Genomic DNA, 24825 nt, shown 5'->3' with positions numbered 1-24825 from the left:
CCGGCGCCGTGCGCGCGTACGAGAATCGGACAGCCCGGCGTGGATCACCCGCCACGCTGTCCGGGAATGGAGCAGGACCGCGAGCGCATGGCCCGCCCGCGCGGCGCGCGGCACGCGAAGGCCTCGCGCTCCGCCGCGGCATCCACGAAGGGGCCGCCGCGGCGCACGTCCACGCCCGCCTTTGCCGCTATAATTGCGCCTTTTTCAGGCGGTCATGCAGGTCTCACGCGGGATTCCCGACCACGCCGCCCGGCAGCCTTCGGTGCTCACCATCGGCAACTTCGACGGCGTGCATCGCGGCCACCAGGCGCTGCTCAAGCTGCTCACCGACAAGGCGCGCGCCCTTGGCCTGCCCGCGGTGGTGCTCACGTTCGAGCCGCATCCGCGCGAGTACTTCGCTCCTGATGCCGCCCCCGCGCGCCTGGCTTCGCTGCGCGAAAAGCTGCTGCTGCTGGCCGCGGCCGGGGTGGACCGGGTGCATGTCTGCCGCTTCGACGCCCGCCTCGCGCAGCTCTCGCCCACAGCCTTCATCGACGATCTGCTGGTGCGCGGCCTCGGCGTGCGCCACCTCTATATCGGTGACGATTTCCGCTTTGGCGCGCGCCGCGCGGGCGACTTCGCAATGCTGCAGCAGGCCGGCGCGGCCCACGGCTTCGCGGTGGAATCCATGGCCACGCTGGATGTCGAGGGCGAACGCGTTTCCAGCTCGGCGGTGCGTGCGGCGCTGGCCGACGGCGACATGGCCCACGCCGAGCGCCTGCTCGGCCGCCCCTACAGCATCGCCGGGCGCGTGATCCACGGCGACAAGATCGGCCGCCGCATCGGCTACCCCACCGCCAACGTGCAGATGAAGCACCGCAAGCCGCCCTTCACCGGGGTGTATGCGGTGCGGGTGGAGGGCCTGACCGACGGGCTGGTGGACGGCGTCGCCAGCATGGGCATCCGCCCCACGATCAACAGCGCCGGCAGCCTGCGCCTGGAAGTGAACCTGTTCGACTGGAACAGCGACTGCTACGGTGCGCACCTGCGGGTGCACTTCCTGCACCGCCTGCGCGGCGAGGCCAGGTTCGATTCGCTCGACGCGCTCACCGCGCAGATCGGCCGCGACGCCGATGATGCGCGCGCCTGGCTGGCTGCCCACCCCACCGCCGGCCCGCGCCTGCCGCGCCCCCAAGATCACTCAACAATCACCCTCCCGCGCCCGCGGGGCTGACCAAGACCACTGCCATGGCTGACTACCGCAAGACGCTGAACCTGCCCGACACCGCCTTTCCGATGCGCGGCGACCTGCCCAAGCGCGAGCCCGGCTGGATCGCGGCGTGGCAGCAGCAGAAGCTCTACCAGAAGATCCGCAAGGCGGCCGCCGGCCGGCCCAAGTTCGTGCTGCACGACGGCCCGCCCTATGCCAACGGCAATCTTCACCTCGGCCATGCGCTGAACAAGATCCTGAAGGACATCATCGTCCGCTCGAAAACCCTGGCCGGCTTCGACGCGCCCTACGTGCCCGGCTGGGACTGCCACGGCCTGCCGATCGAGCACAAGGTCGAAGTCACCCACGGCAAGAACCTGCCCGCCGACAAGGTGCGCGAGCTGTGCCGCGCCTACGCCGCCGAGCAGGTCGAGATCCAGAAGAAGGAATTCATCCGCCTTGGCGTGCTGGGCGACTGGGACAACCCCTACCTGACGATGAACTTCGCCAACGAGGCGGGCGAAGTGCGCGCGCTGGCCGAGATGGTCAAGGCGGGCTACGTGTTCAAGGGCCTGAAGCCGGTGAACTGGTGCTTCGACTGCGGCTCGGCGCTGGCCGAAGCGGAAGTCGAATACGCCGACAAGGCCTCGCCGGCAGTCGATGTCGGCTTCCCCTGTGCCGAGCCCGACCGCCTCGCCGACGCCTTCGGTCTGGCGCCGCTGACCAAGCCGGCGCTGGCGGTGATCTGGACGACCACGCCCTGGACCATCCCCGCCAACCAGGCGCTGAACATGCACCCGGAGTTCGACTACGCGCTGGTCGATACCGGCGAGCGCTACCTGGTGCTGGCGCACGACCTGGTCGGCGCCTGCCTCGAACGCTACGGCCTGAACGGCCGCATCGTCGCCACCTGCAAGGGTGCCGCGCTCGACCGCGTGGCCTTCCGCCATCCGTTCTACGACCGCCTGTCGCCGGTCTTCCTGGGCGACTACGTGACGCTCGACGCCGGCACCGGCGTGGTCCACAGCGCACCCGCCTACGGCCTGGAAGACTTCCAGTCCTGCCGCGCCAATGGCATGCAGAGCGACGACATCCTGACCCCGGTGATGGGCGACGGCCGCTACGCGCCCGACCTGCCCTTCTTCGGCGGCATGAACATCTGGAAGGCCAACCCCGAGATCACCGCCAAGCTGCGCGAAGTCGGGTGCCTGCTGGCTGAAGCGAAAATCACCCACAGCTACATGCACTGCTGGCGCCACAAGACGCCGCTGATCTACCGCGCCACGGCGCAGTGGTTCGTCGGCATGGACAAGCCGGTGGCCGACGGCAGCACGCTGCGCGAGCGCGCGCTGCGCGGCGTGGAAGCCACCCGCTTCTTCCCCGCCTGGGGCCAGTCGCGCCTGCACGCGATGATCGCCAACCGGCCCGACTGGTGCATCTCGCGCCAGCGCAACTGGGGCGTGCCGATTCCCTTCTTCCTGCACAAGGAAACCGGCGAGCTGCATCCGCGCACCGTCGAGCTGATGGAAGAAGTGGCCAAGCGCATCGAACAGGAAGGCATCGAGGCGTGGTTCAAGCTCGACGCCGCCGAACTGCTCGGCGCCGAGGCGGCCCAGTACGACAAGATCAGCGACACGCTGGACGTCTGGTTCGATTCCGGCACCACCCACTGGCATGTGCTGCGCGGTTCGCACAACGACGGCCACGTCGAAGGCCCGCGCGCCGACCTCTACCTGGAAGGCTCGGACCAGCACCGCGGCTGGTTCCATTCCTCGCTGCTGACCGGCTGCGCAATCGACGGCCACCCGCCCTACAACGCGCTGCTCACCCACGGCTTCACGGTGGACCAGCAGGGCCGCAAGATGTCCAAGTCGCTCGGCAACACCATCCTGCCGCAGGAGGTGTCCGAGAAGATGGGCGCCGAGATCCTGCGCCTGTGGGTGGCCTCCACCGACTACTCGGGCGAGCTGTCGATCTCCAAGGAAATCCTCGACCGCGTCGTCGAGGTCTATCGCCGCGTGCGCAACACGCTGCGCTTCCTGCTCGCCAACACCGCCGACTTCGACATCGGCAAGGATGCGGTGCCGCTGGAGCAGTGGCTGGACATCGACCGCTACGCGCTCGCCTTCACCCGCCAGCTCGCCCAGCAGGCCGAGGCCGACTACGCGCGGTTCGAGTTCCACCGCATCGTGCAGGCGCTGCAGGTGTTCTGCGCCGAAGACCTCGGCGCCTTCTACCTCGACATCCTGAAGGACCGCCTGTACACCACCGCCGCCGGCAGCCAGGCACGGCGCGCGGCGCAGACGGCCTTGTGGCACATCACCCAGACGCTGCTGAAGCTGATGGCGCCCATCCTCTCCTTCACCGCCGAGGAAGCCTGGGCGGTGCTCAACCCCGGCAAGGAAGACAGCGTGATGCTGCACACCTTCCACGCGCTGCCGGCGCAGGAAGGCGAAGCCGGGTTGGTGGCGCGCTGGGAGACCATCCGCGCGGTGCGCGCCGAGGCGCTGAAGGTGATCGAGGCGCTGCGCACCGAAGGCAAGGTCGGCGCCTCGCTGCAGGCCGAACTGGAACTGCGCCTGACGGCCGACAAGTACACCGCGATGCAGAGCCTGGGCGAAGACCTGCGCTTCGTCACGATGACTTCGCGGGCCACGCTGCTGGAAGCGGCCAGCGCCGAGGCCGAAGCCATCGTCGCCACGCCGAGCGCGCGGACAAAGTGCGAACGCTGCTGGCACTACACCGACGACGTCGGCCACAACGCCGAACACCCCACGCTGTGCGCCCGCTGCGCGGACAACCTGTACGGCGCCGGCGAGACCCGCACGCATGCCTGATCTGCAAGCGGGCCAACGCCCGGCCTTCGTCGCGATGCTGCCCTGGCTGGTGCTGGCCGCCGTGGTCATGGGGCTGGACCAGCTGACCAAGCAGGTGGTGCTCGCCACCATGCAGTACGGCGAGGTGATCCCCGTCACCGGCTTCTTCGACCTGGTGCTGGTGTTCAACCGCGGCGCGGCCTTCAGCTTCCTCGCGGAACACTCCGGCTGGCAGCGCTGGTTCTTCACCGGCCTCGCGGTGGTGATCTGCGGCTGGCTGCTGGCGCTGATGCACCAGCATCGCGAGGAACGGCTGCTGCCGGCCGCTTTCGCGCTGATCATCGGCGGCGCGATCGGCAACGTGGTCGATCGCCTGCTGCACGGCGCGGTGGTCGATTTCCTGTATTTCCACGCTGGCCGCTACGGCTGGCCGGCGTTCAACCTCGCCGATTCGGCGATCACCCTCGGCGTGGGGCTGATGCTGTGGGCGCAACTGCGCGCCGGCAAGCACAAGCCTGAAGCCAGCCCGGAGCGTCCCTCGTGAGCCAGACCGTTGCCGCCAACAGCCTCGTCACCCTGCACTACCGCATCACCCTGCCCAACGGCCAGCCGCTGATCAGCACCTTCGAGGCAACGCCGGCCACGCTGCAGCTTGGCGCCGGCGAAATGCTGCCGGCGATGGAGCAGCTCATCATCGGCCTGGAGATCGGCAGCAACCACGTCTTCGAGCTGGAGCCCGAGAACGCCTTCGGCCCGCATCGCGCCGAACTGGTGGAACGCGTGAAGCGCGAGCACATGCCGAACGAGGAGATCGAACCGATGTCGATCATGGAGTTCACCGCGCCGGATGGTTCGCGCTATTCCGGCCTGGTGCGCGAGATCGACGAACAGTCGGCACTGATCGACTTCAACCACCCGCTGGCGGGCAAGGCGATCCGCTTCGAGGTGAAGGTCATCGGCACGTCCTGAGCACGCGCCGTCGCCCACAGAGAGAACAGATGGACAACAACGAAATCCTGCTCGCCAACCCGCGCGGCTTCTGCGCAGGCGTCGAGCGCGCGATCGAGATCGTGGAACGGGCGTTGCAGCGCTTCGGCGCGCCGATCTACGTCCGCCACGAGGTCGTGCACAACAAGTTCGTGGTCGACGACCTGCGCGCCAAGGGCGCCGTCTTCGTCGAGGAACTGGACGAGGTGCCGACCGGCAACACGGTGATCTTCAGCGCCCACGGCGTGTCGCAGGCGGTGCGCGAAGAGGCCGACAAGCGCGGCCTGCGCGTGTTCGATGCGACCTGCCCGCTGGTGACCAAGGTGCACATCGAGGTTGGCCGGATGCGCGAGCAGGGCCGCGAGCTGGTGATGATCGGCCACAAGGGGCATCCGGAGGTCGAAGGCACGATGGGCCAGGTGAAGGACGGCATCCACCTGGTGGAAACTGCGGCCGACGTGGCGAACCTGCAGGTGGCCGACCCCGACAAGCTGGCGTATGTAACGCAGACGACGCTGTCGGTGGATGACGCGGCGGCCATCGTCACCGCGCTGCGCGAGCGCTTCCCCAACATCATGGGGCCGAAGAAGGACGACATCTGCTACGCCACGCAGAACCGCCAGGACGCGGTGAAGTTCATGACGCCGCACGCGGACGTGGTGTTCGTGGTCGGCTCGAAGAACAGCTCCAACTCCAACCGCTTGCGCGAAGTGGCCGAGTTGCGCGGCGTGCCGGCCTATCTGGTGGATAACGCCGCGGGCATCGACCCGGCCTGGATCGAAGGCAAGCGCCGCATCGGCGTCACTGCCGGAGCGTCGGCGCCGGAAGTGCTGGTGGCGGAGGTGATCGAACGGCTCAAGGCGCTCTCCGGCGCTTCGGTGCGCAATCTGGACGGCGTGCCGGAGAAGGTGACCTTCCCGCTGCCGAAGGAGCTGCAGGAGGCGCGCTGAGCGGGCTGCAGCTCTCTTGCAAGCGCCGCTTGTCGCCTTAGTTGCGTCAAACGCGGCGCACGGGAGGTTTGCGCCGCGGGCTGCGGAACTCGCCCTGCGGGCTCGGACAGTCCTCGCCCGCTCTGCAAACCTCCCGCCCACCGCTTGAATGCAGCAGGCACTCAGACGTCAAAAATGCGAAAGGCCCTACCGGGGCCTTTCTGCTTCTTGGGCTTGCGCCTGACACTCACTGCCAAAAGCGACGTGCGGGGTATTTGTGGAGGCGGCGAGGACGGCCGAGTGAGCGCAGCGAGCGAGTTCAGCCGCCGGAGCAACTACCCCGTGCGGCGCGTATCGCAGCCGCGCAAACCCTCAGTCCGCCAACAAATCACTCAGACATTCGGCTCCATGATCCGCCGGTAGAACTCATGGAAATGCTGCATCCCGTCCTCGTACGGCGACTGGTAGGGACCGACCTCGTTGCGCCCTTCCTTCAGCAGCGCCAGACGGCCGCGGTCCATGCGCTCGCCGATGTCGTCGTCCTCGATTGCGGTTTCCATGTAGGCGGCCTGCTCGGCCTCCACGAACTCGCGCTCGAACTCCACGATGTCTTCCGGGTAGTAGAACTCGACCACGTTGGTGGTCTTGTCCACATCGGTCGGGATCAGCGTGCTCACCACCAGCACATGCGGATACCACTCCACCATGATGTTGGGGTAGTAGGTCAGCCAGATCGCGCCGTGGGCCGGCTTCTTCTCGCCGTAGTACTCCTGCACCGCCTTGTGCCACTTGGCGTAGGTCGCCGAGCCCGGCTTGGCGAGCGAGGTCACGCCCACGCGCTGCACCGAATACCAGTCGCCGAACTGCCAGGTCAGATCGTCGCAGGTGACGAAATTACCCAGGCCCGGGTGGTAGGGCACCACGTGGTAGTCCTCGAGATAGACCTCGATGAAGGTCTTCCAGTTGTAATTGCACTGGTGGATCTCGACGCGGTCGAGCTTGTAGCCGGAAAAATCCAGCTCCTGCGCCACCTGCATGCCAGCCAGATCGGCATTGGCCGAACGCGGCCCCTTGAACAGCAGGCCATGCCAGTTCTCCAGCACGTCGCGCTTGAGGTTGAGGCAGGGATTGTCCGGAAAGTGCGGCGCGCCCAGCAGGCTGCCCTGCTGATCGTAGGTCCAGCGGTGGATCGGGCACACGATGTGCTCGGTCTTGCCCGCGCCCTGCAGCATGATCGCCTGGCGGTGGCGGCAGATGTTGGACAGCTGATGCACGCCCGCCTCGGTGCGGAACAGCAGCTTGGAGTGGTCCAGCCATTCGAGCGAACGGTAGTTGCCGACTTCGGGCACCATCAGCTCGTGGCCAACGTACCCCGGACCGGCATCGAAGAGGAGTTTCTTCTCCAGTTCGAAGACCTTCTCGTCGAAGTACGATGACACCGGCAGTTGAGAAACCGCCGGCGCCAGCCGAGCCGTGGAAGCGATGTCGGACATCCCCGAACCCCCTTTCTGGACCAGAAATCCGGAAAAATAAACAGGGTATTCTAAGCCAGAAGCCGTTTGACCGCCAGACGCGCGATCGGTTATTTTCCCCCCTTTCCGTCCCCGTCCCGCGCCCCGTCCATGCCCAAGCCGGCGTCATCGCCCACCTCCTTCGAAGCCGCCGTCGCCGAGCTGGAAACCATCGTGCAACAGATGGAATCCGGCCAGCTCAGCCTCGAAGACGCGTTGGCGCGCTACCAGCGGGGCGTCGGCCTGCTGAAGTTCTGCCAGGAAACGCTGAGCGGCGCCGAACAGCGCATCCGCCAGCTCGAAGGCGGCGAACTCGTCGAGCTGCGCATCGACACCAACGCCCACGGCAGCCAGGAGTGCGCATGACCGCCCTTTCCCCGCAGGACTTCGCCGCCTGGATGGGCGCCATCCAGCAACGCACCGAAGCCGCGCTGGCGGGCGTGCTGCCCGAACCCACGATAGCCCCGGAACGCCTGCACGAAGCCATGCGCTATGCGGTGCTCGGCGGCGGCAAGCGGGTGCGGCCGCTGCTGGTGCACGCCGCCGGCGCAATCGGCGGCGCCCAGCCCGAACGGCTGGACCGCATCGCCTGCGCGGTCGAACTGATCCACGCCTATTCGCTGGTTCACGACGACATGCCCTGCATGGACGACGACGTCCTGCGCCGCGGCAAGCCCACGGTGCACGTCGAATACGATGACGCCACCGCGCTGCTGGTGGGCGACGCGCTGCAGACGCTCGCCTTCCAGGTGCTCGCCTCCGCGCCGGTCACCGACATGCCCACCCGCCAGCTCGGCATGATCGGCCTGCTGGCGATGGCATCCGGTTCGCGCGGAATGGCCGGGGGCCAGGCGATCGACCTCGCCGCGGTCGGGCGCCAGCTCGACCTGCGCGAACTCGAATTCATGCACATCCACAAGACCGGCGCACTGATCCGCTGCTCGGTGCTGCTGGGCGCGCAGGCCGGCACGGTGGATGGCGAAACGCTGGAGCGGCTGGACCGCTACGCCAAACTCACCGGCCTGCTGTTCCAGGTGGTGGACGACATCCTCGACGCCGAGGCCGACACCGCCACGCTCGGCAAGACTGCAGGCAAGGATGCGGACCACGACAAACCCACCTATGTCAGCCTGCTCGGCGTCGCCGACGCCCGGCGACTTGCCCAAGACATGCTGGCCGAAGCGCTCGCGGCGCTCGAACCGCTCGGCGCGCGCGCCGGCCATCTCGCCGCCCTCGCCAATTACATCGTGCATCGGCCCTTCTGACCCCAGCCCCACCGCCCCTGACCGCCCATGTCACCGTATCCGCACCTGGAACGCATCGGTTCGCCGGCAGACCTCCGCGCCACCGAGCGCCGCGAGCTTGCCCAAGTCGCCTCTGAACTCCGCGCCTTCCTGATCGAATCGGTATCGAAGACCGGCGGCCACCTGTCGTCCAACCTCGGCACGGTCGAACTGACGATCGCGCTGCACTACGTCTTCAACACCCCGGACGACCGCATCGTGTGGGACGTCGGACACCAGACCTACGGCCACAAGATCCTCACCGGCCGCCGCGAGGCGATGAGCGGGCTGCGCCACTGGGGCGGCATCTCGGGATTTCCGCGCCGCTGCGAAAGCGAGTACGACACCTTCGGCACCGCGCATTCCTCCACCTCGATCTCGGCCGCGCTCGGCATGGCGGTGGCCGCCCGCGACCGCGGCGAAGACCGCCGCGCGATCGCGGTGATCGGCGACGGCGCGATGTCGGCCGGCATGGCCTTCGAGGCGCTCAACAACGCCGGCGACATGGATGCGAACCTGCTCGTCATCCTCAACGACAACGAGATGTCGATCTCGCCGCCGGTCGGCGCGCTCACCAAGATCCTCGCCCGGCTGATGTCCGGCTCCACCTACAACGCCGCGCGCCGCGTCGGCGAAAAGGTGCTGGGCACGGTGCCGCCGATGGCCGAGCTTGCGCGCAAGGTCGAGGAATACGCCAAGGGCATGATCGCGCCGGGCACGCTGTTCGAGGAATTCGGCTTCCATTACTACGGCCCGATCGACGGCCACGACCTCGACGCGCTGATCCCCACGCTGCAGAACATCCGCAAGCTCAAGGGCCCGCAGTTCCTGCACGTGATCACCAAGAAGGGCCAGGGCTACAAGCTCGCCGAGGCCGACCCGATCCTGTACCACGGGGTGTCGAAGTTCGATCACACCGCCGGCATCCAGACGGGAAAAAGCGGCGGCAAGCTCACCTACACCCAGGTGTTCAGCGACTGGCTGTGCGATATCGCGGCCGCCGACCCACGCATCGTCGGCATCACGCCCGCCATGCGCGAAGGCTCGGGCCTGGTGGAGTTCGCGCAGCGCTTCCCCGACCGCTATTACGACGTCGGCATCGCCGAGCAGCACGCGCTGACCTTCGCCGCCGGCCTCGCCTGTGAAGGCCTGAAGCCGGTGGTGGCGATCTACTCCACCTTCCTGCAGCGCGCCTACGACCAGCTGATCCACGACATCGCGCTGCAGAACCTGCCGGTGGTGCTCGCGATCGACCGTGGCGGCCTGGTCGGCGCCGACGGCGCCACCCACCACGGCGCCTTCGATCTCTCCTTCCTCGCCTGTGTCCCCAATCTGGTGGTGATGGCGCCGGCGGACGAAAACGAGTGCCGCCAGATGCTCTACACCGCGGTCTGCCACGACGGCCCTACCGCGGTGCGCTATCCGCGCGGTGGCGGCTCGGGGGTGGTGCCGCTCGAGCAGATGACGGCGCTGCCGATCGGCAAGGGCGAAATCCGCCGCCACGGCACGCGCATTGCCGTGCTCGCCTTCGGCAGCATGCTCGGCGTGGCACTGGAAGTGGGCGAAGCGCTCGACGCTTCGGTGGCCAACATGCGCTTCGTCAAACCGCTGGACGAAGCACTCATCGCCGAACTGGCCGCGAACCACGCGTTGCTGGTAACCGTCGAAGAGAATGCGGTGATCGGTGGCGCCGGCAGCGAAGTCGCGCGCTTCGTCGATACGCTGCCGCAGCGCCCCCGCGTGCTGCGGCTCGGCCTGCCCGACCGCTTCATCGACCACGGCGATCAGGCCCAGTTGCTCGCCTCGGTCGGCCTCGACAAGACCGGAATCCTCGCCGCGATTGAGGCGGTCTATCCGCACAATAGTTGAGTAGCTTTGTCGGGAACGATAGCATCGCCCTATCTCCCGCGGCGGCATCCCCGTCCGTCGCCCGACGTACAACAGAGAACAGCACAATGAACAGCCCCCTGGCCCACGCCATCCCCGACGTCCAGAACAGTGAAGACAGCCGCCAGATCGCGATCAACAAGGTCGGCATCAAGTCCATCCGCCACCCCGTGAAGGTCAGCGACAAGAACGGAGGGGTGCAGCACACGGTCGCCAACTTCAACATGTACGTCGGCCTGCCCCACAACTTCAAGGGCACCCACATGTCGCGCTTCATCGAGATCCTCAACAGCAACGAGCGTGAGATCTCGGTGGAATCCTTCGAGCCGATGCTGCGCGAGATGGTCAAGCGCCTCGAGGCCGAAACCGGCCACGTCGAGATGACCTTCCCGTACTTCATCAACAAGTCCGCACCGGTGTCCGGCGTGCAGAGCCTGATGGACTACGAGGTCACCTTCACCGGCGAAATCCATGAAGGCGGCCGCTACGAGTTCACCATGAAGGTCGTGGTGCCGGTCACCAGCCTGTGCCCGTGCTCGAAGAAGATTTCGGCGTATGGCGCGCACAACCAGCGCTCCCACGTCACCGTCACCGCAACGCTCAACGACCACCTGTGGATCGAGGACGTGGTGCAACTGGTGGAAGGCCAGGCCTCGTGCGAGGTGTACGGGCTGCTCAAGCGCCCGGACGAGAAGTACGTGACCGAACGCGCCTACGACAACCCCAAGTTCGTCGAAGACATGGTGCGCGACGTCGCCGGCCTGCTCAACAAGGAAGTCCGCATCGACGCCTACGCGGTGGAATCCGAGAACTTCGAGTCCATCCACAACCACTCCGCCTACGCGCTGATCGAGCGCGACAAGCGCATCGAGGCCTGACGCGATGACCGCCGCGCCGCCGCAACCGGCTGTCGGCCGCGCGGTGGCGCGGCTGTCCGTCCTCGACCTCGCCCCGATCACCGAGGGCAGCACCGCCGCGCGAGCGCTCGCCAACACGCGCGACCTCGCCCGCGTCGCCGAGCGCTGCGGCTATACCCGCTACTGGGTTGCCGAGCATCACAACATGACCGGCATCGCCAGCGCGGCCACCGCGGTGGTAATCGGCCACATCGCCGCAGCCACCTCGACGATCCGCGTCGGCGCCGGCGGCATCATGCTGCCCAATCACGCGCCTCTGGTAATTGCCGAGCAGTTCGGCACGCTGGAATCCCTCTTCCCCGGCCGCATCGACCTCGGCCTGGGCCGCGCGCCCGGCACCGACCAACGCACCGCGCGCGCCCTGCGCCGCAGCCTGGTCGGCAGCGACGACAGCTTTCCGCAGGACGTGGTCGAGTTGCAGGGCTGGTTCGCCGACCCGCAGCCGGGCCAGACCATCCAGGCGGTGCCCGGCGCCGGGCTGAAGGTGCCGATCTGGCTGCTCGGTTCCAGCCTCTTCAGCGCCGGCCTCGCCGCCCAGCTCGGCCTGCCCTTCGCCTTCGCGTCGCACTTCGCGCCGCGCTTCCTCAAGCAGGCAATCGCGCTCTACCGCCGTGAATTCCAGCCCTCGGCGGCGCTTGCCGAACCCTATGCGATGGTCGGCGCCAACGCCATCGCGGCCGACAGCGACGAGCAGGCCGCCTTCCTGTTCCGCTCGCTGCGCCTGCGCTTCGCGGCGATGGCGCGCGGCGTGCGCGGCCAGCTGCCGCCGCCGGAACGCTTCAACGAAGCCGACTGGTCACCCAACGAACTCGCCTTCGCCGACGAGTCGCTGTCGTGCTCGGCGGTCGGCAGCCCACACACGGTGCGCCAGCGGCTGATGGAGATCGTCGAGGACACCGGCGCCGACGAGCTGATGCTGACCGCGCAGATTTTCGATCATGGCGCGCGGCTGCGGTCGTTCGAGTTGATAGCGCGGGCTTGGCAGCTGAAGCCCGGGGACGGACAGGACGACATGCGTGGTGGCATGTGAGGGTGTTGTCCCTCCCCCTTCAAGGGGGGCGTAGCAGGGGTTTCGGCGAGCACTGCCCGCTGGCTGCGTAGGCGGCGCGACGGCGTCGAGACCACCGTTTAGGAGGCCCAGTTCCTCCCCCTTCAAGGGGGAGGTCAGGAGGGGGATGGGGTTAAGTCGGCGCCGCAGCCGACCCCATCCCCACCCCGACCCTCCCCTTGAAGGGGAGGGGGCAAACCACACCGCCGCCGGGTGACGAAGCACGTCAGCCCAGCAGCGCGTCCAGCATCTCCACCATCTGGTCGATCTCCGCCTCGCTCACCGTGAGCGACGGCATGAAGCGCAGCAGGTTGGGCCGGGGGCCGTTCAGCAGCAGGCCGGTGGGGGCACCTTCAAGCGCGGCCTTGACGATGGCCGGAGCGCGGTCGCTGTCGAGCACCAAGGCGCGCAGCAGGCCCGAGCCACGCTCGCCGACCAGATGGCGCTTGGCCACCAGTTCGCGCAGCCGCGCCGCAAGGTAGTCGCCGCGCGCCAGCACCTCGTCGAGGAAGCCGGGCGCGGTCAGGCGGCGCATCACGGCAATGCCGGCCGCCGTCATCAACGGGTTGCCGTTGTAGGTGCCGCCCTGGTCGCCCGCCTCGAAGCAGCTCACCGCCTCGGTCGCCAGCAGCGCCGACAGTGGTACGCCGCCGCCAATGCCCTTGCCCAGGGTCATGATGTCCGGCTCGATGCCGGCGTGCTGGTGCGCGAACAGGCGGCCGGTGCGGCCCATGCCGGATTGCACTTCATCGACGATCAGCAGGATGCCGTGCTCGCGGGTGAGCGCGCGCAGCGCCTGCAGGAATTCCGGTGCAGCGGGAATCACGCCGCCCTCGCCCTGCACCGGCTCCAGCATCACCGCCACGGTTTCCGGGCCGATCAGCGCCTTCACCGATTCGAGATCGTTGAGCCTGGCCTTGGGGAAGCCCGGCACCTGCGGCGCGAACAGCGTGTCCCAGCCCGCCTTGCCGGACGCCGACATGGTGGCCAGCGTGCGGCCGTGGAAGGAATGCTCGAAGGTGATGATCTGATAGGCGCCGTTGCGATGCAGGCGACCCCACTTGCGCGCCAGCTTGATCGCGCCTTCGTTGGCCTCGGCGCCGGTGTTGGCGAAGAACACACGGTCGAGCGAACAGTGCGCGGTCAGCAGGCCGGCGAGTTCGATCATCGGGCCGTTGTAGAAGGCCGGGCTCGGATTGATCAGCTTGCCCGCCTGAGCAACGATCGCGTCGCGCACCTCGGCGGGCGAATGGCCGAGACAGTTCACCGCCCAGCCCTGCACGAAGTCGAGATAGGCCTTGCCCTGGGCGTCGTACAGCCAGGAGCCTTCGCCGCGCTCGAACAGGATCTCCGGCCGGTTGGTGATGTACATCAGGGAAGCGGAATCGAATTCGCCGTACTTCATGCGGACACTCCGAAAATCTGGATGGAAGAAGGCGCGCCGGGGCGTCCCGCGCGCCGCAATGCTAACGCGGTGTCGCGGGCGCGTGCCCGCTGCCGGCATGGAGGGCAATGTCGCCATGCAAGCGCCCGCGCAGGCGCCAGGCCCAGGCGATGAAAGCCAGCAGCAGCACGCCTTCGAGCAGCACCGCCGCCTGCACACCGATCTGCGCGGCGATCAGCCCCGCCACCAGCCCGCCGATGGCATCGAAGCCGAAGCGGGTGGAGCTGAAGAAGGACACCACGCGGCCGCGCAGATGATCCGGGGCGAGGCTTTGCAGCAGCATGTTGATCGCGACATTGCAGACCGAAATGCCGAACCCGACCACCGCCATCGCCGCCAGCGCCACCGGCATCTCGCGATTGTAGGAAAACACCAGCATTGCCAGCGCACTGGCGCTGGCGCCGCTCAGGATCACGCGCACCAGACCGGGCAAGTGCTTGCGCGTCGCAAGGAAGATGGTGCCGACGAAGGCGCCGGCGCCGGCCGCGCCCCACAGCCAGCCCAGCATGCGCGCGTCGCCCACGAACACGTCCTTGGCGAACACCGGCAGCAGCACGGCATAGCTCGACGCGGTGACGTTCACCGTGGCCAGCGTCAGGATCAGCATCCGGATGGTGTAGACGTCCCACACGAACTTGAGGCCCTCGCGGAACACCGCCCCCATCGAGCCCTTGGCGCGCGGCGTCGCCTCGACCCGGATCATCGCCACGCCGAACGCGAGCGCCGCGAACGACACCGCGTTGAGCGCGAAGCACACCGCCTCGGACGTCAGCCCGAGGATGAGGCCGGCGAGCGGCGGGCCGATGAAGCGGCCCGAGTTGAACACCATCGCATTCAAGGCGAGCGCGTTCGGCAGGTCGGCGCGGTCATCCACGAACACGCTGATCTGCGCCTGGCGCAGCGGCGTATCGAAGGCATTGAGCACGCCGAGCACCACCGACATCACCACGATCAGCGTCGGCCCGATCGCGTCGAGCGCGGTCAGCACCGCCAGCAGCGCGGCCTGGCCGGCCAGCAGACCCTGCACCAGGATCAACAGCCGGCGCTTGTCACGGCGGTCGATCCACGCCCCCGCGAGCGGACCGACGATCAGCATCGGCAGCAAGGCGGCGAAGGCCGTGACGCCGAGCAGCGCGACCGAGCCGGTGAGCCGGTAGATCAACCACGCCAGCGCCACCTGCTGGATCCAGGAGCCCAGCACGGACACGGCCTGGCCGCCGAAGTAGAAGCGGAAGTTGCGATGGCGCAAGGCGCGCACGGGCGCCGGCCAGCCGCCGTGCGGCAAGGGCCCGGGGGAAGACGAGGAACTCAAGGACACTCCGTGATGGGGGCGGAACCCGCCCGCGGGGCGCCGCCGCAGCGGCACGAAACAGGGCCGAAGAATAACGCAGATTGACTGTTGCCACGTGCCGCCGGCCGGGCCCGCGAAGGCGCCCCATCGCCTGCCGCCCCGCCCCCTGCCACGTGGCGGACGCCCCGGCCCCACGCCTGCCGCTGCGGAACGCGGAGCGCGCCAAATTTTCGGGTTGGCCGCCCTGTGGTCTGGCTAGATTGCCGTTTGGGGCGGCCGGGTTGCGCGGGCGAACCCTCTGCCGCCGCGACGGTCGGTGCAGATAGGGACCCGGCGCCTCGGCCGCGAACACGCTTCGCCCCGCCGATGCGAATAACGAGGAGACATGAAATGAGCAGCACCGACCTGTGGGACAACCCGATGGGTATCGACGGCTTCGAGTTCATCGAATATGCCGCGCCCAACCCCGCCGAACTGGCGGCCGTATTCACCCGCCTCGGTTTCAAGCCGATTGCCCGCCACCGCGCCAAGGACGTCACCCTGTACCGCCAGGGCGGCATCAACTTCATCATCAACGCCGAGCCCGACTCCTTCGGCCAGCGCTTCGCCCGCCTGCACGGCCCTTCCATCTGCGCGATGGCCTTTCGCGTCGCCGACGCGCGCAAGGCCTACAAGCGCGCGGTGGAACTCGGCGCCTGGGGCTACGACTCGCACTCCGGCCCGATGGAATTGAACATTCCGGCGATCAAGGGCATCGGCGACTCGCTGATCTACCTGGTGGACCGCTGGCGCGGCAAGAACGGGCGCCAGGGCGGCATCGGCGACATCAGCATCTACGACGTCGATTTCGAACCGATCGTCGACGCCGACGGCGTGACCGACGAGTACCCGGTGGGCCACGGCTTCAAGCTCATCGACCACCTCACCCACAACGTCCACCGCGGCCGCATGAACGAGTGGGCGGACTTCTACGAACGGCTGTTCAACTTCCGCGAGGCGCGCTACTTCGACATCGAGGGCAAGGTGACCGGCGTGAAGTCGAAGGCGATGACCTCGCCCTGCGGCAAGATCCACATCCCGATCAACGAGGAAGGCAACGACACCAAGGGCCAGATCCAGGAGTACCTGGACAAGTACCACGGCGAAGGCATCCAGCACATCGCGCTCGGCACCGACGACATCTACACCGCGGTCGACCGCCTGCGCGCGAGCGGCATCCAGCTGCTGGACACGCCAGATACGTATTACGAACTGCTCGACGGCCGCATCCCCGGCCACGGCGAACCGCTGGAGGCGCTGCGCGCACGCCGCATTCTGGTGGATGGCGCGCCGGGCGACCTGCTGCTGCAGATCTTCTCCGAGAACCAGCTGGGTCCGGTGTTCTTCGAATTCATCCAGCGCAAGGGCAACAAGGGCTTTGGCGAGGGCAACTTCAAGGCCTTGTTCGAATCGCTGGAGCTGGACCAGATGCGCCGCGGCGTCCTGTCCGGCGCGGCGGACAAGGCCGCCTGAACGCCGCCGTGAATACGCCGCTCGATGCCGCCGCGCTGGAAGAACTGGCCGCGGCACGTGCCAAGCTCGAGGCGCAAAGCCTGGCGTTGCGCCTGAGCGCCTTGGTGGGCAGCCCGCTGGAAAAGGGGCTGCGCTATCTGCCCGCCCCGTGGCGCAACAAGCTGGACGGACTTGCCCATGACGCGCTCGGGCGCGCGATGGGCATCGCCGCCCGCAGCCTCGTCCTGCAACCGCGCGCGTCGCCCCGGCTGCACAAGGTGCTCGGTTCGGTCAGCGGCGGCGCGGGCGGCGCGTTCGGCCTGCCGGGCCTGGCGCTGGAGATTCCGGTCTCCACCGTGCTGATCATGCGCGCGATCCTCGCCACCGCCCGCGAGGCCGGAGAGGATATCGACGACCCGCAGGTCCGGCTGGCGGCGCTCGAGGTTTTCGCGCTCGGCGGTCCCGGCAGCGCCGACGACAGCGTGGATACCGGCTACTACGCGGTACGCGCGGCGCTCGCGGGCGCCGTGAGCGAAGCGACCCGCCATGTGGCCAGCAGCGGGCTGGCCGGGCTGGGGGAGCGCGGCGCCCCCGCGATCGCCCGGCTGATCGCGCTGGTGGCCGCGCGCTACAAGGTGCAGCTGACGCAGAAGGCGGCAAGCATGGTGGTGCCGGGGCTGGGCGCGGCAGCGGGCGTCGCGGTCAACCTGATGTTCATGAGCCACTTCCAGGCGGTAAGCGAAGGACACTTTGCCGTGCGGCGGCTGGAACGCCACCACGGCGCGGAGGTAGTACGCGCGGCCTATCAAGGGCTTGGCGCCGGAACCTGAGCGATTTGGCTGTGCGCGCTGCCCGCTACCGGCGTACTAGCCATCCCGATGCTCATGGACTAAGCTTGCAATCATTCAATAGACATAAGTCTGCAGGAACCCCGATGGAACGCAGAAACAATCCGCTGTTGCGCGCCCGCATCGACCTGCTGCTGCTCGCGGTCAAGGCGGGGCGACTCAGCATCGGTGATGCCGGTCGGCGGATGGACCAGCTTGGCGTGCCCTTTGCCGTCGCCTGCCGCGTCCTCACCCGCAGCCCGGTGCAGGCCGCGCCGCACTGACGCGCCCGACATGGCAATCGCGCCGGCCGCCCTGATCCGGGCGCGGCCGGCGCTGTGTTTTGGCGGCCCGAAAAGCAAAAGGCCAACCCTTGCGGGTTGGCCTTTTGCCTGATACTGGTGCTGCTGACCGGAATCGAACTGGTGACCTACTGATTACGAATCAGTTGCTCTACCGACTGAGCTACAGCAGCGAAGGCGCGCAATATACATCAGCCGGCGCCCTGCTTCAACCGCGAAGGCGGTGGCGGGTGGCGGATTCTGCGCCGGTGGCCGCGGCATGCGTCACCGCCCCGGCCTTACCCCGGCAAGGGTGGCGGCGCGAAGCGGACGTCACCGCTTTCCACACGCCGCAAGCTCGCGCGAGCGCGCCGGATCGCGGAAGATCAGCGGCTGTTCGGCGCCCTTCCAGCCCGGCGTGTTGGCGCGCTCCACCGCCTCCACCACCTTATGGTGATCCGGCGACTTGTCGCACACCGGATCGGCCGCGGCGGGATCGCCGGCCAGCATGTAGGCCTGGCAGCGGCAGCCGCCGTGGTCCTTTTCCTTGTCGGGACAGGTCCGGCACGGGTCCTTCATCCAGCTGTCGCCGCGGTAGCGGTTGAAGCCTTCGGAGTCGTACCAGATGGATTTCACATCCATGTCCCGCACATTGGGGAATTCCAGCCCCGGCAGCATGCGCGCGGTGTGGCAAGGCAAGGCGGTGCCGTCCGGGGTGACGGTGAGGAAGACGTTGCCCCAGCCGTTCATGCACTTCTTCGGCCGCTTCTCGTAGTAGTCGGGCACCACGAAGAAGATGCGGATGCGGTCGCCGAGGCGTTCGCGGTATTCGTTGGTGATGCGCTCGGCACGTTCGAGCTGCTCGCGCGAGGGCATCAGCTGGTCGCGGTTGAGCAGCGCCCACGAGTAGTACTGGCTGTTGGCGAGTTCGAGGTATTCGGCGCCGAGTTCGACCGCCATCTCGATGATGCGGTCGATGTAGTCGATGTTGAGGCGGTGGATCACGCAGTTCATCACCATCGGCCAGCCGTTGTCCTTGATGATGCCGGCAACGCGCTGCTTGAGATCGAAGGTGCGGGTGTGCGAGAGGAAGTCGTTGAGCTCGCGCGTGGAGTCCTGGAAGGACAGCTGGATGTGGTCCAGCCCCGCCGCCTTCAGCGCCTGGGCGCGTTCGGCGGTGAGGCCGACGCCGGAGGTGAGCAGGTTGGTGTAGTAGCCCAGCCGGTGGGCCTCGGCGACCAGCACTTCGAGGTCGTCGCGCATCAGCGGCTCGCCGCCGGAGAAGCCGCACTGCACGCTGCCGGCGGCGCGCGCCTCGCGCAGCACGCGCAGCCAGTCCTCGGTGGAAAGCTCTGTGTCGTCGCGGGCGAAATCGACCGGGTTGTAGCAGAAGGCGCAGTGCAGCGGGCAGCGGTAGGTCACCTCCGCCAGCAGCCACAGCGGCGGACCCAGGGTGCTTGCCGGCGAAGGTGGCTGCGCTGCGTTCATGTCATGCGTCCTGTGCTTCGACCCATTGCTGCTTGCGGGCCATGTCGATGAAGGCGACGACCTCCGCCGCCAGGTTGCTGGCGCCGAAAGCCTGCTCCAGATCCTGCACCACTTCGGCCAGCGTGCGCTCGCCGTTGCAGCGCGCGAGGATTTCGCCCGCGCTGCGGTTGAGCTTGACCATGCCCTCCGGGTAGAGCAGCACCCAGGCCTGCTGGGCGTCTTCCCACTGCAGGCGGAAGCGGCGCGAGACGCGCGGGCGCTGGTTCATCGTTCCTCCCCCTTCAAGGAGGCGTGGCCGGGGTTTCGGCAAGCGCTGCTTGCCGCCGGCGAAGCGGCGAGGCGCAGCCGAGACTCCTGGTTCGAAGGGGGATGGGATGTCTTGGCCTCAAGTACCCCATCCCTACCGCACCCGGCCCGCTGAAGGGGCGGGAGCGTCCGCTCCCCGCTCATGCCTTCGGCCCCTTGATCTCGATTTCGCACTGGCTGAGCATGATCGCGTCGGCCAGCGCCCACAGCACGTCGAGCTTGAACTGCAGGATCTCCAGCGCGCGTTCCTGCAGCGCGCGCGTCTGGCTGAAGTGCTCCAGCGTGAAGCGCAGACCGTGGGCGACGTCGCGGCGCGCCTGGGTCAGGCGGTTGCGGAAATACTGCAGGCCTTCCGTCTTCACCCAGGGATAGACCTGCGGCCAGGTGTCGATGCGCTGCTGGTGGATGTGGGGTGCGAACAACTCGGTAAGGCTGGAAGCCACCGCCTCTTCCCACGGTCGCTGGCGGGCGAAATTGATGTAGGCATCCACCGCAAAGCGCGCCGCCGGCGCGACGAAGCGCAGCGAGGTGACGTCGTCGCGGCTCAGCCCCACCGCCTCGCCCAGCCGTATCCAGGCCTCGATGCCGCCGGGGTCGGACACACCGCCGATCTCGTAGCCGTCGTGGTCGAGGATGCGCTGTATCCACTCGCGGCGGATCTCGCGGTCCGGGCAGTTGGACATGATGGCCGCGTCCTTCACCGGGATCGCGATCTGGTAGTAGAAGCGGTTCGCCACCCAGCCGCGCAGCTGGGCCGGCGTCAGGCGCCCTTCGGCCATCATCACGTGGAAGGGGTGGTAGATGTGGTAGCTGGTGCCCTTGGCGCGCAGCTGCGCTTCGAATTCCTCGCGCGACATCGGCGGGCGGTTGTCGGTGCCGGCGTTGGGGGCAAGCGTACGTGCAGCAGGCGCGGCGAGCAGTTCGGCTTCCATGCGATACATCCTTGAAGGCGTGGAGGAGGAGCGGTTCAGAGCGAGATCACCATGCCGTCCCAGGCGACCTCGACGCCGTGCGCGGCCAGTTCGGCGCGCTGGGGGCTGTCCTCGTCCAGGATGGGGTTGGTGTTGTTGATGTGGATCAGCACCTTGCGAGTGCTGGCCGGCAAGCGGTCCAGCCATTCCAGCATGCCGCCGGGGCCGCTCTGCGGCAGGTGGCCCATGGCACGCGAGGTCTTGCTGGATGCGCCGAGGCGGATCATTTCGTCGTCGGTCCACAAGGTGCCGTCGACCAGCACGCAGTCGGCGGCCTGCATCGCCGCCCACACGTGGGGTTCCATCTCGCCGAGGCCCGGCGCGTAGAACAGCCTGCGGCCGCTGCGGGTGTCGGTGAGGGTGACGCCGATGTTGTCACCGGGCACCGGCTTGTCGCGGCGCGGCGAATACGGCGGCGCATTGCTGGTGAGGGGCAGCGCGGCAAAGCCGACGCCGGGCACGCCGGCGATGTCGAAGCCGCCCTGCAGCGGAATCTCGTTCAGGTCCAACCCGCAGTAGTGTCCGAGCACGCCGAACAGCGGATTGCCGGTGGAGAGGTCTTCGCGCACCGGCGCGGTACACCATAGCGCGTGGGGCTGGCGGTGCTCGCGCAGCATCAACAGGCCGGTGGTGTGGTCGATCTGGGCGTCGATCAGCACGATCGCGCGGATCGCAGTGTCGCGCAGCGCGCGGGCAGGCTGCAGTTCAGGCGCCTCGCGCAGTTGCTGGAGGACATCGGGCGAAGCGTTGAACAGCACCCAGTTCTCGTCGTCGCCCGTCACCGCGATCGACGACTGGGTGCGGGCGCGCGCACGGACGGTGCCGCGACGCAGCCCGTCGCAATTGGGGCAGTTGCAGTTCCACTGCGGAAACCCGCCACCGGCTGCCGAACCGAGTACGCGAACCTTCACCTCATGCCCTCCCGCGGATATTCGCAGGGGCAGCCGCAACGCGGCGCCCCGGCGACGATGCCTTGCCCCCAACCGCCACGCGGCCGCCCCCCGAGGGGGCGACGTAAGCGTCTTGGGGCGGCCCGGCTACGCTTAACCGGCTGTACCCCCGCCCGCTACGCGGCCGCCCCCCGAGGGGGCGACGTAAGCGTCTTGGGGCGGCCCGGCTACGCTTACTTAGCGCGTCGCGATGTACATCGTGATTTCAAAACCGAAGCGAAAATCGATGGCGGTCGGGGTTTCCCATTGCATGGCGTGTCTCCAGATTGGTTGCCGGTGTGCGCCCGGCGCGGTGCCCGACGGGCGTCGGGGCACGGGACATAGCGTGCGCCGGGACGGCGCGGGAAACATCGCGCGGTTTGTTAAAGGGGGCTCATGATTTTCATGAAGCGGCCTCCGCTCGCAGAACCCGGCTGGCCCGCGTTGGCAACATCCCGCCAGCCGGCGCCCATTGCAGGGGGCGGCACCTACGAAACCCGGTTTGCAACTCAAACTACAAATCATCTTCCGTATTTACGTTTTACTGCCTATATTTTGTAAATCAAAAATACAGCTCGAGATTTGTATGTCCGACTTCACCGTCCGCACCGCGGAGCAGCTTCCCGCCCTGCTGCAGGGTTTCCGCAAGCAGGCTGGCTTGACCCAGGCTGCCACCGCGATGCGCCTGGGGGTAACCCAGCAGACGCTGTCCGCCCTCGAACGCAATGCCGACAAGGTCAGTGCCGCGCGGTTGCTGCAGTTGCTCAGCATCCTGGATGTCGAACTCGTCTTGCGCCCGCGCGACGCTGCGCCGACGGGTGAAACGCCCTCCAGCCCGACCTGGTGAGCCTGTGGGCCGACGTTCTTACACCCGCGCCCTGGGCCTCTGGATGAACGGCGCCTTCGTCGGCACCTGGAGCGTCACGCCTCACGCCGGCGAAGTCCTGCAGTACGCCGACGACTGGGTGGCCGCCCCGCAAGGGCGGCCGCTGTCGCTATCCCTTCCCTTCACCCCGGGCAATCGCCCGCACCGCGGCGAAGCCGTGCGGGCCTACTTCGAGAACCTGCTGCCGGACAGCAAGGAGATCCGTGAGCGTATCGCGCGCCGCTTCCACGCCGGCTCGACCGATGCATTCGCCCTGCTGGCCGAAGTCGGCCGGGACTGTGCCGGCGCCCTACAGATCCTGCCTGAGGGCGCGGCGCCCGGCGGAGTGCAGACGGTAGAAGCGACACCGCTGAGCGAGGCCGAGGTCGCCCGGTTGCTGCGCAACACCGTGGCCCAGCCCGCACTGGGCGGCGGGGAGCCGGCCGGCGACGACGCCTTGCGGATTTCCATTGCGGGCGCACAGGAAAAGACCGCGCTGCTGTGGTTCGAGGGCCGCTGGTGCCGGCCCCAGGGTGCCACGCCCTCTACCCACATCTTCAAGCTGCCCCTGGGCCTGGTCGGCAACCTGCAGCTCGACCTGCGCGAGTCAGTGGAAAACGAGTGGCTGTGCTCGGAGATCCTGGCCGCCTATGGCCTGCCGGTGGCGCGCACCCAGCGCCTGCAGTTCGAGGACATGAAAGTGCTGGCGGTGGAGCGGTTCGACCGGATGTGGTGGGAGGCTGCCGACGGCAAACGCTGGCTTGTCCGTTTGCCGCAGGAAGACATGTGCCAGGCCACCGCCACGCCGCCCCACCTCAAGTACGAAGCGGACGGCGGGCCCGGCGTGGGGCGCATCATGGACCTGCTGGCAACCTCGCGCGAAGCGGAGCGCGACCGGCGCCTGTTCTTCCAAGCCCAGCTCATCTTCTGGATGCTGTGGGCGCCCGACGGCCATGCAAAGAACTTCAGCGTGTTCCTGCGTCCCGGCGGTGCCTACGCACTCACGCCGCTGTACGACGTGCTCTCCGCGGCGCCGATGCTCGGCGAAGGCGCGGGCAAGCTGTCGCCCTTCAAGGTGAAGATGGCGATGGCGGTGCGCTCGAAGAACGCGCACTGGCGCATGCAGGACATCCTGCGCCGGCACTGGCTCGCTGTCGGTCAGCGCCACGGCATCGTCAGCGCCGACGGCCGCAGCGCAGAATGCGTCGTCGATGACCTCGTCTCCCGCACGCCGCAGGTTGTGCAGGCCGTCCGCGGCAGGCTGCCTGCCGACTTTCCGGCGGCGCTCGCCGACAGCATCCTGGACGGCCTGCAAGCCGCCGCCGACAGACTTGCCGCTTAGCCCGATGACGATCCCCCCCCCCCCCGCCCCGCCCCACCCCTGTCGCGACGGTCTGCTCGACGTCGGCGACTCGCATACCCTCTGGTTCGAGCAATGCGGCAACCCCGCCGGGATACCGCTGCTGTTCCTTCACGGAGGTCCCGGCAGCGGCTGCAGCCCGCGTCATCGCGACCTCTTCGACCTCACCCGCTTCCGCGTCATCCTGTTCGACCAGCGCGGCTGCGGGCGCAGCACGCCGCGTGGCGGCCTCGACGCCAACACCACCGATCACCTCGTTGCCGACATCGAATGCCTGCGCGCCCATCTCGGCATCGCGCGCTGGCTGGTCAGCGGCGGCTCGTGGGGTTCCACGCTGGCGCTCGCCTATTGCGCTCAGCACCCGGCGGCCTGTCTCGGTGCGGTGCTGCGCGGCATCTTTCTCGCCCGCCGCGAGGATATCGACTGGTTCTTCGAAGGCGCGGCGCCACGGCTGCCCGAGGCCCACGCGGCGTTCGCCGCCTGCGCGCCTGGTCCCGGCCGTCTGGCGACACGGGTTTTCGATGCGGTGCTCGGCGCCGACGACGCGCGTGCGCTGCAGGTGGTCCGCCACTGGATGCAGTGGGAGGAAAGCCTCACCCTCGGCCGCGCGGCGCCGCTACCGGTGCTGGGCGACGACGACGCCGCGCGCATGCTCGACAAGTACCGCGTCCAGGCCCACTACCTGCGGCACGACTGCTTTCTCGGCCACGACGGCTGGCGGGCGCTGGCACAGCGGATCGCCGCAGCGGGCCTGCCGGTGACGCTGCTGCACGGCCAGGACGACCGCATCTGCCAGCCGGCGGCCGCGCAGCTGCTGCACGCCACGATCCCGCACAGCCGGCTGACGATGGTGGCGGCCGGGCACGATCCGTTTGCCCCGGCCATGCGACGCGCGCTGCTCGCTGCGTGCGCGGACCCTCTGCCGCCCTTGCCCGGGCCGAAATAAGCGCCGCCAGATATCCCTTATAAGCGCCGGCCGTGCGCGCGCTGGTCGCCAGCCGTCGT

At 68.0% G+C, this 24825-nt stretch carries 24 protein-coding genes and 1 tRNA gene; 16 read left to right on the top strand and 9 right to left on the bottom strand.

Features of this window, described 5'->3' with window-relative positions; all coding sequences use genetic code 11:
* The first annotated feature begins 214 nt into the window (after nucleotides 1-214).
* Genes dqs_RS06490 through ispH form a run of 5 tightly spaced genes read left to right on the top strand, consistent with a single transcriptional unit; the run spans nucleotide 215 to nucleotide 5942 of the window.
* Nucleotides 215-1213: a bifunctional riboflavin kinase/FAD synthetase gene (locus tag dqs_RS06490; RefSeq protein WP_011764939.1), complete on the top strand. Its 999-nt coding sequence runs from the start codon at nucleotides 215-217 to the stop codon at nucleotides 1211-1213.
* Between the two features lie 14 nt (nucleotides 1214-1227).
* Nucleotides 1228-4026: an isoleucine--tRNA ligase gene (ileS, locus tag dqs_RS06485; protein WP_065339981.1), complete on the top strand. Its 2799-nt coding sequence runs from the start codon at nucleotides 1228-1230 to the stop codon at nucleotides 4024-4026.
* Nucleotides 4019-4549: a signal peptidase II gene (gene lspA, locus dqs_RS06480; protein WP_065339980.1), complete on the top strand. Its 531-nt coding sequence runs from the start codon at nucleotides 4019-4021 to the stop codon at nucleotides 4547-4549. The genes ileS and lspA overlap by 8 nt, the downstream gene beginning before the upstream one ends.
* The gene (locus tag dqs_RS06475) at nucleotides 4546-4974 is read left to right on the top strand and encodes an FKBP-type peptidyl-prolyl cis-trans isomerase (RefSeq protein ID WP_011764936.1); all 429 of its coding nucleotides are present in this window, start codon (nucleotides 4546-4548) and stop codon (nucleotides 4972-4974) included. The genes lspA and dqs_RS06475 overlap by 4 nt, the downstream gene beginning before the upstream one ends.
* Before the next feature lie 29 nt (nucleotides 4975-5003).
* Nucleotides 5004-5942, top strand: coding sequence for a 4-hydroxy-3-methylbut-2-enyl diphosphate reductase (ispH, locus tag dqs_RS06470; protein ID WP_065339979.1), 939 nt, complete (start codon nucleotides 5004-5006; stop codon nucleotides 5940-5942).
* A 371-nt stretch (nucleotides 5943-6313) separates the two neighbouring features.
* Here the strand turns inward: ispH and dqs_RS06465 are convergent, their stop codons facing one another.
* Nucleotides 6314-7414: an aromatic ring-hydroxylating oxygenase subunit alpha gene (locus dqs_RS06465; protein ID WP_011764934.1), complete on the bottom strand. Its 1101-nt coding sequence runs from the start codon at nucleotides 7412-7414 to the stop codon at nucleotides 6314-6316.
* A 129-nt stretch (nucleotides 7415-7543) separates the two neighbouring features.
* Between dqs_RS06465 and dqs_RS06460 the strand changes: the two genes are divergently transcribed.
* From dqs_RS06460 to dqs_RS06440, 5 genes are all read left to right on the top strand, one after another.
* A complete protein-coding gene (locus tag dqs_RS06460) occupies nucleotides 7544-7798 on the top strand; it encodes an exodeoxyribonuclease VII small subunit (protein WP_065339978.1) in 255 nt (84 codons plus the stop codon).
* Entirely contained in the window at nucleotides 7795-8697 is a 903-nt protein-coding gene (locus dqs_RS06455) for a polyprenyl synthetase family protein (RefSeq protein WP_011764932.1), read from the top strand. Before dqs_RS06460 ends, dqs_RS06455 begins: the two co-directional genes overlap by 4 nt.
* A 27-nt stretch (nucleotides 8698-8724) precedes the next feature.
* Nucleotides 8725-10584, top strand: a complete 1860-nt coding sequence (gene dxs / locus dqs_RS06450) for a 1-deoxy-D-xylulose-5-phosphate synthase (protein ID WP_065339977.1) — start codon at nucleotides 8725-8727, stop codon at nucleotides 10582-10584.
* Between the two features lie 86 nt (nucleotides 10585-10670).
* Complete coding sequence (gene folE2, locus dqs_RS06445; protein ID WP_011764930.1) at nucleotides 10671-11480, top strand: GTP cyclohydrolase FolE2; 810 nt, start codon at nucleotides 10671-10673, stop codon at nucleotides 11478-11480.
* A gap of 4 nt (nucleotides 11481-11484) precedes the next feature.
* Nucleotides 11485-12549, top strand: coding sequence for an LLM class flavin-dependent oxidoreductase (locus tag dqs_RS06440; RefSeq protein ID WP_065339976.1), 1065 nt, complete (start codon nucleotides 11485-11487; stop codon nucleotides 12547-12549).
* Nucleotides 12550-12793: 244 nt separating this feature from the next.
* Here dqs_RS06440 and dqs_RS06435 read toward each other — a convergent pair whose 3' ends face one another.
* Nucleotides 12794-13972, bottom strand: coding sequence for an acetylornithine transaminase (locus tag dqs_RS06435; protein WP_065339975.1), 1179 nt, complete (start codon nucleotides 13970-13972; stop codon nucleotides 12794-12796).
* Between the two features lie 61 nt (nucleotides 13973-14033).
* Nucleotides 14034-15323 (bottom strand): MFS transporter, encoded by a 1290-nt coding sequence (locus tag dqs_RS06430; protein WP_232502225.1) that lies wholly within the window; start codon nucleotides 15321-15323, stop codon nucleotides 14034-14036.
* Nucleotides 15324-15692: 369 nt separating this feature from the next.
* Between dqs_RS06430 and hppD the strand changes: the two genes are divergently transcribed.
* The 3 genes from hppD (at nucleotide 15693) to dqs_RS20690 (ending at nucleotide 17904) form a co-directional block, all read left to right on the top strand.
* Complete coding sequence (gene hppD / locus dqs_RS06425) at nucleotides 15693-16814, top strand: 4-hydroxyphenylpyruvate dioxygenase (protein ID WP_065339974.1); 1122 nt, start codon at nucleotides 15693-15695, stop codon at nucleotides 16812-16814.
* Nucleotides 16815-16822: 8 nt separating this feature from the next.
* Nucleotides 16823-17623 (top strand): EcsC family protein, encoded by an 801-nt coding sequence (locus tag dqs_RS06420; RefSeq protein WP_011764925.1) that lies wholly within the window; start codon nucleotides 16823-16825, stop codon nucleotides 17621-17623.
* 104 nt (nucleotides 17624-17727) lie between these two features.
* Nucleotides 17728-17904: a hypothetical protein gene (locus dqs_RS20690; protein ID WP_011764924.1), complete on the top strand. Its 177-nt coding sequence runs from the start codon at nucleotides 17728-17730 to the stop codon at nucleotides 17902-17904.
* Nucleotides 17905-18019: 115 nt separating this feature from the next.
* Here the strand turns inward: dqs_RS20690 and dqs_RS06415 are convergent.
* The 6 genes from dqs_RS06415 to pqqA all read right to left on the bottom strand — a co-directional run bounded on the left by dqs_RS06415 (nucleotide 18020) and on the right by pqqA (nucleotide 21868).
* Nucleotides 18020-18095 (bottom strand) — tRNA-Thr (locus dqs_RS06415).
* Nucleotides 18096-18234: 139 nt separating this feature from the next.
* Nucleotides 18235-19389, bottom strand: a complete 1155-nt coding sequence (gene pqqE / locus dqs_RS06410; RefSeq protein ID WP_065339973.1) for a pyrroloquinoline quinone biosynthesis protein PqqE — start codon at nucleotides 19387-19389, stop codon at nucleotides 18235-18237.
* A gap of 1 nt (nucleotide 19390) precedes the next feature.
* The gene (gene pqqD, locus dqs_RS06405; RefSeq protein ID WP_011764922.1) at nucleotides 19391-19657 is read right to left on the bottom strand and encodes a pyrroloquinoline quinone biosynthesis peptide chaperone PqqD; all 267 of its coding nucleotides are present in this window, start codon (nucleotides 19655-19657) and stop codon (nucleotides 19391-19393) included.
* Between the two features lie 178 nt (nucleotides 19658-19835).
* On the bottom strand, nucleotides 19836-20627 hold the full coding sequence (gene pqqC, locus dqs_RS06400) for a pyrroloquinoline-quinone synthase PqqC (protein ID WP_084018268.1): 792 nt from the start codon (nucleotides 20625-20627) through the stop codon (nucleotides 19836-19838).
* Nucleotides 20628-20662: 35 nt separating this feature from the next.
* The gene (gene pqqB / locus dqs_RS06395; protein ID WP_065339972.1) at nucleotides 20663-21577 is read right to left on the bottom strand and encodes a pyrroloquinoline quinone biosynthesis protein PqqB; all 915 of its coding nucleotides are present in this window, start codon (nucleotides 21575-21577) and stop codon (nucleotides 20663-20665) included.
* A 216-nt stretch (nucleotides 21578-21793) separates the two neighbouring features.
* Nucleotides 21794-21868 carry a pyrroloquinoline quinone precursor peptide PqqA gene (gene pqqA, locus dqs_RS21260; RefSeq protein WP_083831988.1) on the bottom strand — a complete coding sequence of 25 codons (75 nt, stop codon included), beginning with the start codon at nucleotides 21866-21868 and terminating at the stop codon, nucleotides 21794-21796.
* A gap of 313 nt (nucleotides 21869-22181) precedes the next feature.
* Between pqqA and dqs_RS06390 the strand changes: the two genes are divergently transcribed.
* From dqs_RS06390 to dqs_RS06380, 3 genes are read left to right on the top strand one after another with little or no spacing between them, the layout of a single operon-like run.
* Nucleotides 22182-22442: a helix-turn-helix domain-containing protein gene (locus dqs_RS06390; RefSeq protein WP_065339971.1), complete on the top strand. Its 261-nt coding sequence runs from the start codon at nucleotides 22182-22184 to the stop codon at nucleotides 22440-22442.
* Between the two features lie 4 nt (nucleotides 22443-22446).
* Nucleotides 22447-23802: a type II toxin-antitoxin system HipA family toxin gene (locus tag dqs_RS06385; protein ID WP_065339970.1), complete on the top strand. Its 1356-nt coding sequence runs from the start codon at nucleotides 22447-22449 to the stop codon at nucleotides 23800-23802.
* A gap of 4 nt (nucleotides 23803-23806) precedes the next feature.
* Entirely contained in the window at nucleotides 23807-24766 is a 960-nt protein-coding gene (locus dqs_RS06380) for an alpha/beta fold hydrolase (protein ID WP_065339969.1), read from the top strand.
* Nucleotides 24767-24825 lie beyond the last annotated feature (59 nt).

Source organism: Azoarcus olearius, from assembly GCF_001682385.1.
Taxonomy (GTDB): domain Bacteria; phylum Pseudomonadota; class Gammaproteobacteria; order Burkholderiales; family Rhodocyclaceae; genus Azoarcus; species Azoarcus olearius.
Note: the sequence above shows the minus strand (reverse complement) of the source record. Positions and strands in the feature narration are given on the sequence as shown.

Coding starts and splice junctions, on each gene's coding strand:
- dqs_RS06380 (WP_065339969.1), top strand. CDS start 23,807: ATGACGATCCCCCCCCCCCCCGCCCCGCCCCACCCCTGTCGCGACGGT.
- pqqD (WP_011764922.1), bottom strand. CDS start 19,657: ATGAACCAGCGCCCGCGCGTCTCGCGCCGCTTCCGCCTGCAGTGGGAA.
- dqs_RS06435 (WP_065339975.1), bottom strand. CDS start 13,972: ATGAAGTACGGCGAATTCGATTCCGCTTCCCTGATGTACATCACCAAC.
- dqs_RS06460 (WP_065339978.1), top strand. CDS start 7,544: ATGCCCAAGCCGGCGTCATCGCCCACCTCCTTCGAAGCCGCCGTCGCC.
- lspA (WP_065339980.1), top strand. CDS start 4,019: ATGCCTGATCTGCAAGCGGGCCAACGCCCGGCCTTCGTCGCGATGCTG.
- dqs_RS06490 (WP_011764939.1), top strand. CDS start 215: ATGCAGGTCTCACGCGGGATTCCCGACCACGCCGCCCGGCAGCCTTCG.
- dqs_RS20690 (WP_011764924.1), top strand. CDS start 17,728: ATGGAACGCAGAAACAATCCGCTGTTGCGCGCCCGCATCGACCTGCTG.
- ispH (WP_065339979.1), top strand. CDS start 5,004: ATGGACAACAACGAAATCCTGCTCGCCAACCCGCGCGGCTTCTGCGCA.
- pqqC (WP_084018268.1), bottom strand. CDS start 20,627: ATGGAAGCCGAACTGCTCGCCGCGCCTGCTGCACGTACGCTTGCCCCC.
- folE2 (WP_011764930.1), top strand. CDS start 10,671: ATGAACAGCCCCCTGGCCCACGCCATCCCCGACGTCCAGAACAGTGAA.
- dqs_RS06455 (WP_011764932.1), top strand. CDS start 7,795: ATGACCGCCCTTTCCCCGCAGGACTTCGCCGCCTGGATGGGCGCCATC.
- pqqE (WP_065339973.1), bottom strand. CDS start 19,389: ATGAACGCAGCGCAGCCACCTTCGCCGGCAAGCACCCTGGGTCCGCCG.
- dqs_RS06440 (WP_065339976.1), top strand. CDS start 11,485: ATGACCGCCGCGCCGCCGCAACCGGCTGTCGGCCGCGCGGTGGCGCGG.
- hppD (WP_065339974.1), top strand. CDS start 15,693: ATGAGCAGCACCGACCTGTGGGACAACCCGATGGGTATCGACGGCTTC.
- dxs (WP_065339977.1), top strand. CDS start 8,725: ATGTCACCGTATCCGCACCTGGAACGCATCGGTTCGCCGGCAGACCTC.
- dqs_RS06465 (WP_011764934.1), bottom strand. CDS start 7,414: ATGTCCGACATCGCTTCCACGGCTCGGCTGGCGCCGGCGGTTTCTCAA.
- ileS (WP_065339981.1), top strand. CDS start 1,228: ATGGCTGACTACCGCAAGACGCTGAACCTGCCCGACACCGCCTTTCCG.
- dqs_RS06390 (WP_065339971.1), top strand. CDS start 22,182: ATGTCCGACTTCACCGTCCGCACCGCGGAGCAGCTTCCCGCCCTGCTG.